This window comes from Lacinutrix jangbogonensis, from assembly GCF_000797445.1.
Classification (GTDB): Bacteria; Bacteroidota; Bacteroidia; order Flavobacteriales; family Flavobacteriaceae; genus Lacinutrix; species Lacinutrix jangbogonensis.
The window spans coordinates 12,523-26,381 of record NZ_JSWF01000035.1; the positions used below are offsets into that span (position 1 = coordinate 12,523).

Consider the following 13,859-nt stretch of genomic DNA (forward strand, 5'->3'; position numbering starts at 1 on the left):
ATTATTTCTCTTTTGAAAAACTAACCACTACCCTCTTCGTCTTCCTCCTGAGGAAGACCTAGAAGAGGAGGATCTAGAAGAGGATCTTGTAGAGCTTCTTGGAGATGATGATCTAGTATTAGAAGTTCTAGTCCTTGGTGTTGTTGTTCTTACCCTTGGTGTAGAACTTCTTGGTGTAGAACTATTATTTCTAGTTCTTGGCGCTGTTGTTCTTACTCTTGGCGTTGTTGCTCCTCTAGTCCTAGTTCTAGGAGTAGTTGTTCTAGTTCTTGTTCTAGGAGTAGTCGAAGTTCTTGTTCTTATTGAATTAGCTCTTGTTCTAGCATGCGTTTGAACTCTTCGTCCTAAAACTGAGTTTCTACCATATACGTTACCTCTTCGTGTAGAGTTATAAGCTAAACTGTATCCATTATTCCAACCAAAACCATTGTTCCATCCAAAACCATTGTTCCATCCAAAACCATTGTTCCATCCAAAACCATTGTTCCATCCAAAACCATAGTTCCATCCAAAACCATTGTTCCATCCAAAACCATTGTTCCATCCAAAACCATTGTTCCACCCAAAACCATTGTTCCACCCAAAACCATTGTTCCACCCAAAACCATTGTTCCACCCAAAACCATTGTTCCATCCAAAACCATTATTGTTGACATTTACAATAACCTCAGTACTGTTTTCTCCCCAAGAACCATAACCTGTGTCCACATTACCGGCTTGTACATTATCCTCTGAATACTGGCCTTCATAAGAATCTATATCTACAAAAACTTCTTGATTAGCATTAGTATCCATTTGAATAGACTTCTCCCTAAAGTAATTTTTGTAGTAAGTATTGTCGCCGCTCTCTTTTGTATCAGCTTGAACAACATCAACCTGTCTATAATCCTCTCCATAAACGCCATCACTATCTTGCCCTACATATTGGTAAGAACCACAAGAAGTAAGTCCTATAGCAAATAAAATTACAGCAATCGCTGGTCGTTTGTTTAATAAGTGTTTTTTTAATTGCATAACTCTTAGTTTTTAGTGTTGAACAAAACAAAAATAGTTAGTTTTGTCGAACTATTTCTTTTTTTAACATAATCACAATATTTGTGCCAAACACTATATATGAGCAAAAAACTCACTACAAGAGCAGAAGATTATTCAAAATGGTATAATGAATTGGTCGTAAAGGCTGATTTAGCTGAAAACTCGGCGGTTAGAGGCTGTATGGTAATAAAACCTTACGGCTATGCTATCTGGGAAAAAATGCAGGCAGAATTAGATAGAATGTTTAAAGAAACTGGACATCAAAACGCCTATTTCCCACTTTTTGTACCTAAAAGCTTATTTGAAGCTGAAGAGAAAAATGCTGAAGGCTTCGCAAAAGAGTGTGCAGTAGTCACGCATTATAGATTACAAAACGATCCTGATAACCCAGGAAAACTGCGTGTAGACCCCGAAGCTAAGCTAGAAGAAGAACTTGTTGTAAGACCAACAAGTGAAGCTATTATCTGGAGCACTTTTAAAGGATGGATTCAATCTTACAGAGATTTACCCTTACTAATAAACCAATGGGCAAATGTTGTTCGCTGGGAAATGCGTACACGTTTATTTTTACGTACTGCAGAATTCCTTTGGCAAGAAGGCCACACAGCTCATGAAACAAAAGCAGAAGCTATAACTGAAGCAGAAACTATGAATAACGTCTATGCAACTTTCGTTGAGAATTTCATGGCAATACCAGTAGTTCAGGGTTTAAAAACTGAGAGTGAGCGTTTTGCTGGAGCTGACGAAACCTACTGTATTGAAGCATTAATGCAGGATGGAAAAGCATTACAAGCTGGAACCTCTCACTTTTTAGGGCAAAACTTCGCAAAAGCTTTTGATGTGAAATTCACTAATAAAGAAGGAAAAAAAGATTACGTTTGGGCTACTTCTTGGGGAGTTTCAACACGATTAATGGGAGCTTTAATCATGACACATAGTGATGATCAAGGACTCGTATTACCTCCAAACCTAGCACCTAATCAAGTAGTAATCGTTCCAATATATAAGACTGAAGAACAACTTGAAGAAATCACTAGCGTCGTAAATAGCATTATAACAGATTTAAGAGCAAAGCATATTACTGTTAAATACGATAATAGAACAACCTACCGTCCAGGAGCAAAATTTGCGCAACACGAATTACAAGGTGTTCCTTTACGTATTGCAATTGGAGCGAGAGATCTGGAAAACGGAACTGTAGAGTTAGCGCGTAGAGATACCTTAACCAAAGAGACTGTTTCTTTAGATTCATTAACTGAAAAGATTGAAGGGTTAATGACCGAAATTCAAGAATCCCTATTTAATAAAGCTTTAAATCATAGAGATACTCACACAACGGAAGTTGAAAATTTCGACACCTTTAAAACTGTTTTAGAAGAGAAAGGAGGATTTATCTCAGCACATTGGGACGGAACACCAGAGACTGAAGATAAAATAAAAGAAATTACAAAAGCAACAATTAGATGTCTTCCATTAGAAGGGAAGCTAGAAGATGGTGTTTGTGTGTATTCAGGAAAGCCTTCAAAACGTAGAGTATTGTTTGCAAAAGCATATTAAGTAAACTTTTTTTAAAAAAAGTTTACTTAGGTATTGCAAAAGTAGAAAATAGTTGTATTTTTGCATCCGCAATGGAAACGTTGTAAAGTTATTTGAAAAGTTTTGCAGAAATAAAAATATAATTTATATTTGCACACTCTTAAATAAATGGCCCGTTCGTCTATCGGCTAGGACGCATGGTTTTCATCCATGTAAGAGGGGTTCGACTCCCCTACGGGCTACAATTTTTATAATAAAGAAACAAAGAAACAAATGGCAAATCATAAGTCAGCGTTAAAAAGAATTAGACAAAACGAAACTAAGCGCTTAAGAAATAAGTATCAGCATAAAACAACTCGTAATGCGATAAAAAAATTACGTGAGTTAACTGATAAGAAAGAAGCTGAAGCGTTTTTACCGTCAGTATGCTCTATGTTAGATAGATTAGCAAAGACTAACGTTATACACGCTAACAAAGCTGCTAACTTAAAGTCTGGTTTAACTAAGTTCGTTTCAGCGATATAGTTAAATTAATTCTACAATAAATAAAAGTCTATCGAGAAATCGATAGGCTTTTTTATTACTTCAAAATTCTTTTAGTTTATAAAGGAATTTACTCGAAATAAGGTCTGTTATTTAATTTCAAAAAGTATAAATTTGCAATAATTAACCATTCACTTAAATATAACTCTTTTGGAAAACACAAACGCAATTAAGGCAATTGATAAAATTATTAAAAACCTTGATAAATCTGGCATCAATACAGAGACACTAATAGATGATATTAAAGCATTAAGAGCTTTTGCTCTGGAAGAGGAAGTGCCTTTAGTGGTTAAGGTACTTAGGCTTGCTTATGAGCACATAGAAGAGCACCAATCATTTCTTATACCCGTTCTTGAAGATGAGCCTATAGATGAAGAAGAAGATGTCGTTGAAGAAAAAAATGATGCTTCTCCAGTAGAAAGTCTTAAATACTTATTATCGCTTACAAAAAACCTTAATAACAAAGACAATATTTCAGACTTAAGAGAATACAAAGAGCTTTTAATGGCTTATTAAACATTAATATATTTTTAAATACAACGAGCAAGCCTTTGTATATAGATACAAAGGCTTGCTCGTTTATATTACTCTACAAACTCTTTTCAAGTTGATTCAAAATAATAACTAAGATTTTAGACTGCAAAAAAAAAGTCCTGACTATAAATCAGGGCTTTTTTATTTTTGGAGTGAATTCCTAAATTTAATTGAGAATAGACTTCTAACCATTCATTGAGATTAAAAACTCTTCGTTGTTTCTTGTTTGCTTAAAACGCTCGTTGATAAATTCCATAGCTTCTACTGGATTCATATCTGCAAGATATTTGCGCATTACCCACATTCTTTGAATCGTAACCTTGTCTAATAATATATCATCACGACGTGTGCTTGACGATGTTAAATCGATAGCTGGAAAAATACGACGGTTAGAAATCTTACGATCTAATTGTAGCTCCATGTTACCCGTTCCTTTAAATTCTTCAAAAATTACTTCGTCCATTTTAGAACCAGTTTCTGTTAAAGCAGTAGCAATAATAGTAAGCGAACCTCCATTTTCTATATTACGTGCAGCACCAAAGAAACGTTTTGGCTTGTGTAATGCATTAGCATCAACACCACCTGAAAGTATTTTCCCCTGAAGCTGGTTGTACTGAGTTATAAGCTCTAGCTAAACGTGTTATAGAATCTAATAAGATCACTACATCGTGTCCACATTCTACTAATCGTTTTGCTTTTTCTAATACGATATTTGCAATCTTTACGTGCTCGTGAGCTTCTTTATCGAAAGTTGAAGCAATAACTTCTCCACGAACATTACGTTGCATGTCTGTAACCTCTTCTGGACGTTCATCGATGAGTAAGATCATTTGGTATACTTCTGGATGATTGGCTGCAATTGCATTAGCAACATCCTTAAGCAACATTGTTTTACCTGTTTTAGGTTGCGACACAATCATACCACGTTGCCCTTTACCTATTGGGGCAAACAAATCCATAATACGCGTAGAAATTGTTGCTTGCTTTCCTGCAATATTAAATTTCTCTTCTGGGAATAATGGTGTTAAATGCTCAAAAGATACACGATCTCTAACCACATCTGGACTTTGTCCGTTAATTTTATTTACTTTAATAAGTGGAAAATATTTCTCGCCTTCTTTTGGAGGTCTAACATTTCCAAGTACTGTATCTCCAACTTTTAATCCGAATAAACGAATTTGAGATTGCGATACATAAATATCGTCCGGAGAAGACAGGTAATTATAATCTGAAGATCTTAAAAAGCCATAACCATCTTGCATAACATCTAATACACCCTCACTTTCTATGATAGCATCGAATTCGAAATCTGGTTCACGGTAACGGTTTCGTGTTTCACTGGTTCCGTGTGTGTTTCCGTTTTTACCTTGACTACGTTGATTAGTATTCTGGTTTTTATTCTGATTTTTATTCTGAGTGTTTTGACGATTTGGATTATTATCCTTTTTGTCGTCTTTTTTATTTTGATGATTATGAACAGGTTTTTTATGCTGAGGCTTTGGCTGTTGTGCCTTAACTGGTTCTTTTACTTGTTTATTATCGTCCTTACTATCTTTTGATTCTATACTGTCTTTAACTTCAGTAGTGTCTCTGCTTTCCTCCTCTTTAAAAGCTATAGCTTCTTGTTGTACTTCTGCCTGAGGTTTTGGTTGCACTTTTGCCTGAGGTTTTACCTGAGGTTTTGGTTGTGCTTTTGGTTGAGGCCTTGGCTTATTTGCCGCAGGACGTTGTACACGTTCTCTTTTGGGTTTCTCTTGTGCTACAGGAGCAGGAATATCTGCTTTTACAACTTCAACGGCCTTTGGGTTAGCTGCTTGTTTATCCAAAATTTGATAAACTAAGTCTAATTTTTTTAATGAACGAAACTTTGGAATACTTAGCTTTTTAGCCATGTCCTGTAACTCAGGAAGCTTCATTTCTTTTAATTGTGAGATTTCAAACATGAATTGTTTAATTGAATATTTTTTGAAAAATTATGTTGTTGAAAATTTCCGAAGAAAAATATTTTGTGATTCTGAAGAATTAACGCATTGCTAATGTGAAAGTTGCAAGTCGCCTATGCAATAATACGACTTTATTTTAAGTTTTTAGCAACATTTCCCAAAAGAAGTTATATTTTTGATGCTGAAATTATTCGATTAAAATAAATGATACAACGTATTCAATCTGTCTATTTACTGCTTGCCGCTGGAATTTCGGCTGGATTGATTTTTGTATTTCATTTATGGATAACTAACGAGGATGTAAAAATCTTCGCTATGGATGAGCTTTTATTTTTTGGACTCTTTTTAGGGTCTTCAGCTTTGTCTTTGTTATCTTTAGTTATGTTCAAAAACAGGAAGTTGCAATTTGTATTGGGACGCCTTAATATGATATTAAACTTTATTTTACTAGGATTTTTTGTATATCAATCTCTAAATGTATCTGGAGAAGCTTTGGTTTCTGAGAAAGGTATTGGGATTTTTCTTCCGATTCTGTCTATAGTATTATTGGCTCTGGCTAATAAGGCTATTAAAAAGGATGAAGATCTCGTAAAATCTGTAGATAGGTTACGTTAAACCTAACATCTTAGTAGTATTAGTGCGTGAGCCCAAGGTGAAGATCTTGGGCTTTTTTGTGCCCTAAAATTTGGGTATTATACTATATTATATTTAATCTAAATAATATTATGAACCACTTAAAAAAAATCATGATGCTTGTTTTAGTATCTATTATATTTATTTCTTGTAATAAAGATGACGTAAATAATGAAGAGCCTTCTTTATTAGACGCAGAAAAAACAGAATTGTTAAATTGTTAGAAGCTGATTTTACAACGAAAAGTTTAATCCCTATTAACTTTACATCGTCAAAACTTGTTAAAATTGATGGAGAATATTATTTAAGATCTTTTCATGGAGAAAAAGTAACAACTTCTTTATTAGAGGTAAACTCAAATAAAGTGCTTGTTTTCTAGGGAATATCTTGTACTTCTACATCATGTTCTAATAGTGAAACTGGCTGTATTCCAAACGCAAAAAAGGGATGTACTAAATGTACTGAAGGAACTAAAGATTGTACCAGAACAATAATTATTAGCGATTAAAATTCAAAAATAATTTAAACAGAGCCCAAGGTGAAGATCTTAGGCTTTTTTATTTAATGTTTTTTTGGAAACTCTATAACTTCTAAATTCTCAATCTTCTTTCCGTCTATTGTAAAACGCAACATTGTTCTTACATTATGAAAGCCGTGTTTACCTACTGCGCCAGGATTCATGTGGATTAGATTTAGTTTTTTATCTGGCATTACTTTTAAAATGTGTGAGTGTCCACTAATAAAAACACGTGGTGGATTTTTATATATTTCTTCTCTTACTCTTACATTATATTTATTTGGATAGCCTCCAATGTGCGTAATCCATACATCCACATCTTCGCACATAAACCGATTGTTCTCTGGGAATTCTAATCGTACTTTATCACCATCAATATTACCATAAACACCTTTTAGTGGTTTTAGTTTTTCTATTGCATCTGTTACTTTTAAATCGCCAATATCTCCAGCATGCCAAACCTCATCGGCTTGTTTAACGTATTTCAGAATATCGTCATCAATATGACTATGCGTGTCTGATAGTAGTAGGATTTTTTTCATTGAATTTCTTTAAATTCATTCCCACGAAAGTGGGAATTCTATTATTACTTTCAGTATCTTATTATTTGTTAAAAATAAAATTGTTTTCAAACGCACTTCGACATCCTGTGTGTGACCGTTCTTTTCAATTTCTATAATTAGAAAACGAAAGTCTTTTAATTATTATTTAGCATTTCATTAGGAACAAAAACAATTATCTTTGTTTCTTCAGAAAAAACAAAAATACAAGTTTCTTTGCGATATTTTATAGAACTTTCATACAACGGAAAAGCATATCATGGTTGGCAAATACAACCTAATGCAATCTCTGTACAAGAAATTTTAGAAAAAAGTGTTTCAACTTTATTAAAAGAACCTATTACTACAATGGGAGCTGGAAGAACGGATGCTGGTGTGCACGCCAAACAACTGTATGCACATTTTGAAACCGAAGCCTCTTTTGACATATCTACAATTACATATAAATTAAATTCATTTTTACCAGAAGATATCGCAGTTAAAAGCATTTTTAAAGTAAAGGCTGATGCCCATGCAAGATTTCATGCTCTCAGTCGACAGTATTTATATAAAATTGCCCTAGAAAAGAATCCGTTTAATACTGAACACGCTTTTTTGTTAAAACCAAAATTAGATCTTGACAAACTAAAAGAAGCAACCACAATATTATTAGACTATAAAGATTTTCAATGCTTTTCTAAAAGTAATACAGACGTAAAAACGTATAATTGTAATATAATGAAAGCCGAATGGCAAGTTGTTGAAAATGAGCTTCATTTTACAATTAAAGCAGATCGATTTTTAAGAAACATGGTGCGTGCTATTGTTGGAACCTTAATTAACATTGGTATTGGCAAAGTTGAAGTAGAAATGCTTCACGATATCATTAAATCTAAAAACAGAAGTGAAGCTGGATTTTCTGTTCCTGCTCACGCATTATATTTAACAGAAATTGAATATCCAGAAACTATAAAGTACAACATTGAGTAATAAAAAAGAAAACATATTCGACATCACGCTATTTAAACGTTTGTTTCAATACACAAAACCGTACAAAACTGTTTTTTACGGTGTGCTATTATCTGTATTAATTATTGCTGGTCTAAGTATTGCGACACCAAAACTATTGCAAATAGTAATAGACGAGCATATAAAAACTGTTCAAGAAGAAGGTTTCTTGTATTATATTATTTTAATGATTGCTTTGCTTCTAGTGCAAACAATTTTTCAATTTTTCTTTCAATTTTATGCCGCATGGCTCGGACAAAATATTGTTGAAGATGTTCGTGTGCTATTGTTTAATCATATGCTAAAATTTAAGATGAAGTATTATGACAATTCTTCGGTTGGAATGTTAATAACACGTGCTGTTACTGATATGGAGCGTATTGCCGATATTTTTGGTCAAGGCTTGTTTATGATTATGCGAGATTTAACTGTTATGTTAGTAATATCTATTTATATGCTCTCTACAAATGTAATGCTTAGTTTAATAGTGTTTGTAACCTTGCCAATTGTTTTGTATGCTACAAAGGTTTTTCAGCGTTATATGAAAACAGCTTTTGAGGAAGTAAGAACAGAAGTTTCTAACCTTAACTCGTTTGTGCAGGAACGCGTAACAGGAATGAAAATTCTTCAATTGTTTACACGAGAATACACAGAGAACAAAAACTTTAAAGCTATTAACGAGCGACATAAAAAAGGTTGGCTAAAGACTATATGGTATAATTCAATTTTCTTTCCAATTGCAGATTTCCTCGCTAGTATCACTACAGGATTAGTGGCATACTACGGCGCATTAATGGTTGTTGTTGAAAATACTGCAACTGTAGGTCAATTATTTTCGTTTATGATGATGATTCCGCTATTGTTTAGACCTTTAAGGCAAATTGCAGATAAGTTTAATACGCTACAAATGGGAATGGTCGCAGCCAAACGTGTTTTTAAAGTTATTGATACAACATCACAAATTGATGATTCAGGAACTATAGAAGCTTCACATTTTAAAGGCGGTATCACTTTTAACACGGTACACTTTAGTTATGTTGAGAATGAAGAAGTACTAAAAGGTATTTCTCTTGATGTAAAAGCTGGAGAAACAGTAGCTATTGTTGGTTCAACAGGCGCTGGGAAATCAACTATTATCAACTTATTAAATCGTTTTTACGAAATTAATAGTGGTAAAATTTCAATAGATAACATTGATATTAAATCAGTTACATTAGGGTCATTAAGAAGTCAGATTGCTGTGGTATTACAGGATGTCTTCTTGTTTGCAGACACGATTATGGCCAATATTACTTTAAATCATCCAAAAACCACTGAAGCGCAAGTAATACAAGCAGCAAAGGATATTGGTATTCACGAATTTATTTCTAGTTTACCAAATGGCTATCATTACAATGTAAAAGAACGTGGTGCCATGTTAAGTTCTGGGCAACGACAATTAATATCTTTTTTGAGAGCCTATGTTACAAATCCTAGTATTTTAATTTTGGACGAAGCAACCTCTTCTGTAGATTCGTACTCAGAAGAATTAATACAAAACGCAACAGATAAAATTACAAAAGGTAGAACTTCTATTGTGATTGCACATAGACTAGCGACTATTCAGAAAGCCGATAAAATAATTGTTATGGACGCTGGTGAAATTGTAGAGCAAGGCACTCATGTAGAGCTACTGAAAAAGAAAGACGGCTATTACAGAAATCTTTACGAGGTTCAATTTTTAAAGGTTGATGTTGCTTAATTATTTAAAGCATTTTTTGCTTTAGCAGCCTCCATCATCTCGTCTAAGCCTCCAAAAGCAAACATTAACAAACCGCCAATTATCATTGCTATTATAAAAAGAGTCGTTAGTAAAACCATAAACAGAATTGTTTTTATAGCGATACGTTTAAAACTCAGTTTAAAAACGCGCTTAAAAGCAAATGCCGTATAGAGCACCTGAATTGGTAATATTGCTATACTTAGCTCAACAACCTGTATGCCAAAAATTAAAGAAATAAAAACAATAACTATAGTTAAAATTGATAAATGAGCAGACGTGTACATGTTTAAAACCAAATGCTCAGTAAAATTATACTTCTTAATATTAAAAAACACAATTTTAGATATAAAGGCATACACCGGCACTGTGATAATAAATATTAATGATTGATATTCAGATACAAATGACATGTAATCTGCCATCGCATCTTCTTGTCCTTTTTGAGCAAATGCAGACATATCCATTAACTCAGGAAAAAACTTTTGTTGAATAAAAATTTGAAAACCACTTAATGTTATCGCAATAGCAAAATAGCTAATAACGTTAACATACTTTTTACGTGTACCACTTATATAACTATCAATAACCAGTTCTGGCTTTGTAAATAAGTGCAAGAAAGTTCTTAGAAATTGATTTTCATAATTCAAGTAACGGTATGCAAAATCTTCAAACAGATTACGGAGCGTTAACCTATTTCTAATCACTTTTGCTCCACAACCATTACAGAAGCTTATTTGTTGTGGTAATAACCGTTTACAATTTTTACAAACCATTTAAATTAAATCTTCTTTTATAATTTCTATTAATTCTGTAGGATCTTTAAAAGCGACAAATGTCCCATTTCTAAAACATGAAATCTGACCAGTTTCCTCACTAACTGTTATTGCAATAGCATCTGTTTTTTCGGTAATACCAACTGCAGCTCTATGCCTTAATCCAAAACGTTGCGGAATAGTTTTTTCGTTATTTACAGGTAAAATTACACGTGTCGCTTTTACAATATTATTTTCTATAATAATAGCACCATCGTGAAGTGGACTATTTTTAAAAAAGATACTTTCGATAATTGGTTGCGTCACTTTAATGTTCATTTCGTCTCCTGTCGTTACCAGAAAATCCAGATTATTGTTTCGCTCTAAAACAATTAATGCACCAGTTTTAGTGGTTGACATTTTATTACAAGCTGCAATAATCACATCTACATCTGTTGATAATGCCGAAACGCCATCCATTTTTAAAAATTTTATATGCTTTAGAAAACCACGTTTAGAGGCGAAGTTTGTAGAACCAATCATTAGTAAAAACTTTCTAACCTCTTGCTGAAACACCACTATTAACGCAATAAAACCAACACTAATAAAGCCACCTAAAATCTTAGTAAGTAGCACCATTTGTAAAGCCTCTACAATTAAATAAATAAAGTAGATAACGACGATACCAAGAAAAATATTAATAGCAACCGTTCCTCTTACTAATCTATAAATATAAAACAAAAGCAAGGCAACAAGAAAGACATCTATATAGTCTTTTATACCGAAGTTTAAGATGTTGTCGAAAATTTCCAATAGAAAGTGGTTTTTGTAAATTTAGTGAAATTGAGTTAATAAATGTATTCGATGTTTCTAACTATTACATTCTCCATCTCGAAATTAACTAATTTCGATTTTATATTTATATAATCTTGAAAGCTTAAGTTTCGATTAAAGCTTAAGTTGAGCGAAATAAAATCTGCTCCATGATCTGGATCATCTAAATCTAGCGAATTTAATTCTTCTTTGAGAATACTAACAACATCATTGACTTTAATGGTATTATGATTAAAATAAGAACTGATAAATATTTCGTCAAGATTTTTAATTATAAGAGAAACATGAAGCGCATCATTTGTAGGGATTATTCCTTCATCCTTATCCAGATATGTTCTATAAACCACATCAGTAAAATCAATAAATCCTAAGTTTTTAATACTGGTGTCGTTACACGTATAATAATTACGAGCACTTTTATTTTTATGTCCAGAATTTCTTTTTTTATCCTGCAACTTAATAATCGAAGGAATCGCTTGCTTTAGTGTTAAGCGCTTGTCAACATTTACTAACCAATTGGTAGTTATTATTAAATTACTTCTGTTTAATTCTAAACTGTCTGGCTTCGTTTCATCATAAAAAAGATAAGCTGGAGACACGTCTCTAATTTCAGTAATTTCAGCATTCTGTATTTCAGGAAGTAATACGGACTTCTCATTTCCGCATGAGAATACTACAAACAGAACAATTGTATATAATAGATGTTTCATTAATTAAGTTTATTATAAAGTGTAATACATTCCACAGCTTCTTTAACATCGTGAACGCGTAAAATACTTGCTCCTTTTTGCAAAGCTATCATATGTAATGCTGTTGTTCCATTTAAAGCTTCGGTTGCAGACGTTACCAGTGTTTTATAAATCATAGATTTTCTAGACAGTCCTGCTAATAATGGTAAATCTGTTATTTCAAAGCCTTCGAGCACGTTTAATAATACAAAATTCTGTTCTAATGTTTTAGCAAAACCAAAACCTGGATCTAAAATTATATCTTTAATTCCTAAAGCCCTTGCAGATGCTATTCTTTCAGAAAAATAGAATAGAATATCTTTTAGAATATTATCGTAGTTAGTCTGTTGTTGCATTGTCTGTGGTGTACCTCGCATATGCATCATAATATATGGCGCCTGAAGACTCGCAACTGTTTGCATCATATGTTCATCTAAATGTCCTGCAGAAATATCATTAACAATCGCAGCACCTTTTGCAATACTTTGTTTTGCAACTTCGGCTCGAAACGTATCTACAGAAATTAGAATCTCTGGAAAATGTTTAATCAATAATTCAATAATTGGAAGTATGCGCTGGAGTTCTTCTTCTTGAGACACTTCATCTGCATTTGGCTTAGAACTATAAGCTCCAACATCTATAAAAGTTGCCCCATCATTCAACATTTTTTGTACTTGATTAATGATTTTAGACTCGTCTTTATAGAAACCACCATCAAAAAAAGAATCTGGAGTAACGTTAAGAATACCCATTACTTTTGGAGTATATAAATCGATAAGTTTGCCTTTACAATTAATGGTCATTGATACCTTTAAGTTTGTTGTTTATAACACATTTAAAAACTATAAACGTGAAACCTTGAATTTTAAACAATTTTATGCGAAATTTACGGAAATTTGAAACAACATATGCAAGATACTTCAAAACAATATGATGCTGTTATAGAAACCTGTCGCAGTCTGTTTATTAATAAAATGAGTGACTATGGAAGTGCGTGGCGAATTTTAAGATTACCATCGCTTACAGATCAGATTTTTATTAAAGCGCAGCGCATAAGAAGTTTGCAACAAAATGACGTTAGAAAGGTTGATGAAGGTGAGCAAAGCGAATTTATCGGTATTATAAATTATTCTATTATGGCGCTTATTCAACTTGAAAAAGGTGTTGTAGAACAACCAGATTTATCCACCGAAGATGCTACCGTGTTATACGATAAAAAAGTAGCTAGTACCAAACAATTAATGCAAGATAAAAACCATGATTATGGTGAAGCTTGGCGAGATATGCGCGTGAGTTCTTTAACAGATTTGATTCTACAAAAATTATTAAGAGTTAAACAAATTGAAGATAATGCTGGTAAAACAATTGTAAGTGAAGGTATTGACGCAAATTATCAAGACATGATTAATTATGCGATTTTTGCAATGATTCATCTCGAAATATCAAATTCCAAATAACAAAAAACTAAATTCCAAACTTACTCTGGTGTTGAAAA

The 13,859-nt window shown here is 32.9% G+C and carries 16 protein-coding genes and 1 tRNA gene; 9 read left to right on the top strand and 8 right to left on the bottom strand.

Annotated features, from left to right (window positions below; all coding sequences use genetic code 11):
• Positions 1-27 precede the first annotated feature (27 nt).
• A complete protein-coding gene (locus tag RH82_RS18910; protein WP_034057148.1) occupies positions 28-1,014 on the bottom strand; it encodes a hypothetical protein in 987 nt (328 codons plus the stop codon).
• Positions 1,015-1,113: 99 nt separating this feature from the next.
• On the opposite strand from RH82_RS18910, the gene proS reads away from it, so the two are divergent.
• The 4 genes from proS to RH82_RS14345 all read left to right on the top strand — a co-directional run bounded on the left by proS (position 1,114) and on the right by RH82_RS14345 (position 3,630).
• Positions 1,114-2,592 (top strand): proline--tRNA ligase, encoded by a 1,479-nt coding sequence (proS, locus tag RH82_RS14330; protein ID WP_034057145.1) that lies wholly within the window; start codon positions 1,114-1,116, stop codon positions 2,590-2,592.
• 149 nt (positions 2,593-2,741) lie between these two features.
• A tRNA-Glu gene (locus tag RH82_RS14335) sits at positions 2,742-2,813 on the top strand.
• 31 nt (positions 2,814-2,844) lie between these two features.
• Positions 2,845-3,096: a 30S ribosomal protein S20 gene (gene rpsT, locus RH82_RS14340; protein WP_034057236.1), complete on the top strand. Its 252-nt coding sequence runs from the start codon at positions 2,845-2,847 to the stop codon at positions 3,094-3,096.
• Between the two features lie 168 nt (positions 3,097-3,264).
• Positions 3,265-3,630 (top strand): hypothetical protein, encoded by a 366-nt coding sequence (locus RH82_RS14345; protein WP_034057143.1) that lies wholly within the window; start codon positions 3,265-3,267, stop codon positions 3,628-3,630.
• Positions 3,631-3,832: 202 nt separating this feature from the next.
• On the opposite strand, the gene RH82_RS19280 is transcribed toward RH82_RS14345, so the two are convergent.
• Both RH82_RS19280 and rho read right to left on the bottom strand, forming a co-directional pair.
• Positions 3,833-4,111, bottom strand: a complete 279-nt coding sequence (locus tag RH82_RS19280; protein WP_394330715.1) for a hypothetical protein — start codon at positions 4,109-4,111, stop codon at positions 3,833-3,835.
• A 109-nt stretch (positions 4,112-4,220) separates the two neighbouring features.
• On the bottom strand, positions 4,221-5,591 hold the full coding sequence (gene rho, locus RH82_RS14350; protein ID WP_394330714.1) for a transcription termination factor Rho: 1,371 nt from the start codon (positions 5,589-5,591) through the stop codon (positions 4,221-4,223).
• Positions 5,592-5,795: 204 nt separating this feature from the next.
• Here rho and RH82_RS14355 point away from each other — a divergent pair, with 204 nt between their 5' ends.
• Together RH82_RS14355 and RH82_RS19020 are read left to right on the top strand one after the other, a co-directional pair.
• Positions 5,796-6,206 carry a DUF4293 domain-containing protein gene (locus tag RH82_RS14355; RefSeq protein ID WP_034057141.1) on the top strand — a complete coding sequence of 137 codons (411 nt, stop codon included), beginning with the start codon at positions 5,796-5,798 and terminating at the stop codon, positions 6,204-6,206.
• 110 nt (positions 6,207-6,316) lie between these two features.
• A complete protein-coding gene (locus RH82_RS19020) occupies positions 6,317-6,448 on the top strand; it encodes a hypothetical protein (RefSeq protein WP_262494833.1) in 132 nt (43 codons plus the stop codon).
• Positions 6,449-6,785: 337 nt separating this feature from the next.
• Here RH82_RS19020 and RH82_RS14360 read toward each other — a convergent pair whose 3' ends face one another.
• Complete coding sequence (locus RH82_RS14360; protein WP_034057139.1) at positions 6,786-7,283, bottom strand: metallophosphoesterase family protein; 498 nt, start codon at positions 7,281-7,283, stop codon at positions 6,786-6,788.
• 234 nt (positions 7,284-7,517) lie between these two features.
• Between RH82_RS14360 and truA the strand changes: the two genes are divergently transcribed.
• Together truA and RH82_RS14370 are read left to right on the top strand one after the other, a co-directional pair.
• Complete coding sequence (gene truA / locus RH82_RS14365; protein WP_034057137.1) at positions 7,518-8,270, top strand: tRNA pseudouridine(38-40) synthase TruA; 753 nt, start codon at positions 7,518-7,520, stop codon at positions 8,268-8,270.
• Positions 8,263-10,029, top strand: a complete 1,767-nt coding sequence (locus RH82_RS14370) for an ABC transporter ATP-binding protein (RefSeq protein ID WP_034057136.1) — start codon at positions 8,263-8,265, stop codon at positions 10,027-10,029. The genes truA and RH82_RS14370 overlap by 8 nt, the downstream gene beginning before the upstream one ends.
• Here RH82_RS14370 and RH82_RS14375 read toward each other — a convergent pair.
• From RH82_RS14375 to folP, 4 genes are read right to left on the bottom strand one after another with little or no spacing between them, the layout of a single operon-like run.
• Entirely contained in the window at positions 10,026-10,823 is a 798-nt protein-coding gene (locus tag RH82_RS14375; protein WP_081979142.1) for a DUF3667 domain-containing protein, read from the bottom strand. The genes RH82_RS14370 and RH82_RS14375 overlap by 4 nt on opposite strands.
• Complete coding sequence (locus RH82_RS14380) at positions 10,824-11,615, bottom strand: diadenylate cyclase (protein ID WP_034057134.1); 792 nt, start codon at positions 11,613-11,615, stop codon at positions 10,824-10,826. It abuts the gene before it with no gap.
• 35 nt (positions 11,616-11,650) lie between these two features.
• A complete protein-coding gene (locus RH82_RS17970; RefSeq protein ID WP_052158127.1) occupies positions 11,651-12,346 on the bottom strand; it encodes a hypothetical protein in 696 nt (231 codons plus the stop codon).
• The gene (gene folP / locus RH82_RS14390; protein ID WP_034057132.1) at positions 12,346-13,167 is read right to left on the bottom strand and encodes a dihydropteroate synthase; all 822 of its coding nucleotides are present in this window, start codon (positions 13,165-13,167) and stop codon (positions 12,346-12,348) included. Before folP ends, RH82_RS17970 begins: the two co-directional genes overlap by 1 nt.
• A gap of 105 nt (positions 13,168-13,272) precedes the next feature.
• Here folP and RH82_RS14395 point away from each other — a divergent pair, with 105 nt between their 5' ends.
• Positions 13,273-13,821, top strand: coding sequence for a DUF1599 domain-containing protein (locus RH82_RS14395; protein ID WP_034057129.1), 549 nt, complete (start codon positions 13,273-13,275; stop codon positions 13,819-13,821).
• Positions 13,822-13,859 lie beyond the last annotated feature (38 nt).

Excerpts from the sequence above, each read along its gene's own strand:
- RH82_RS18910 (WP_034057148.1), bottom strand. The coding sequence starts at position 1,014 with ATGCAATTAAAAAAACACTTATTAAACAAACGACCAGCGATTGCTGTA.
- proS (WP_034057145.1), top strand. The coding sequence starts at position 1,114 with ATGAGCAAAAAACTCACTACAAGAGCAGAAGATTATTCAAAATGGTAT.
- rpsT (WP_034057236.1), top strand. The coding sequence starts at position 2,845 with ATGGCAAATCATAAGTCAGCGTTAAAAAGAATTAGACAAAACGAAACT.
- RH82_RS19280 (WP_394330715.1), bottom strand. The coding sequence starts at position 4,111 with ATGGACGAAGTAATTTTTGAAGAATTTAAAGGAACGGGTAACATGGAG.
- rho (WP_394330714.1), bottom strand. The coding sequence starts at position 5,591 with ATGTTTGAAATCTCACAATTAAAAGAAATGAAGCTTCCTGAGTTACAG.
- RH82_RS14355 (WP_034057141.1), top strand. The coding sequence starts at position 5,796 with ATGATACAACGTATTCAATCTGTCTATTTACTGCTTGCCGCTGGAATT.
- RH82_RS19020 (WP_262494833.1), top strand. The coding sequence starts at position 6,317 with ATGAACCACTTAAAAAAAATCATGATGCTTGTTTTAGTATCTATTATA.
- RH82_RS14360 (WP_034057139.1), bottom strand. The coding sequence starts at position 7,283 with ATGAAAAAAATCCTACTACTATCAGACACGCATAGTCATATTGATGAC.
- RH82_RS14375 (WP_081979142.1), bottom strand. The coding sequence starts at position 10,823 with ATGGTTTGTAAAAATTGTAAACGGTTATTACCACAACAAATAAGCTTC.
- RH82_RS17970 (WP_052158127.1), bottom strand. The coding sequence starts at position 12,346 with ATGAAACATCTATTATATACAATTGTTCTGTTTGTAGTATTCTCATGC.
- folP (WP_034057132.1), bottom strand. The coding sequence starts at position 13,167 with ATGACCATTAATTGTAAAGGCAAACTTATCGATTTATATACTCCAAAA.
- RH82_RS14395 (WP_034057129.1), top strand. The coding sequence starts at position 13,273 with ATGCAAGATACTTCAAAACAATATGATGCTGTTATAGAAACCTGTCGC.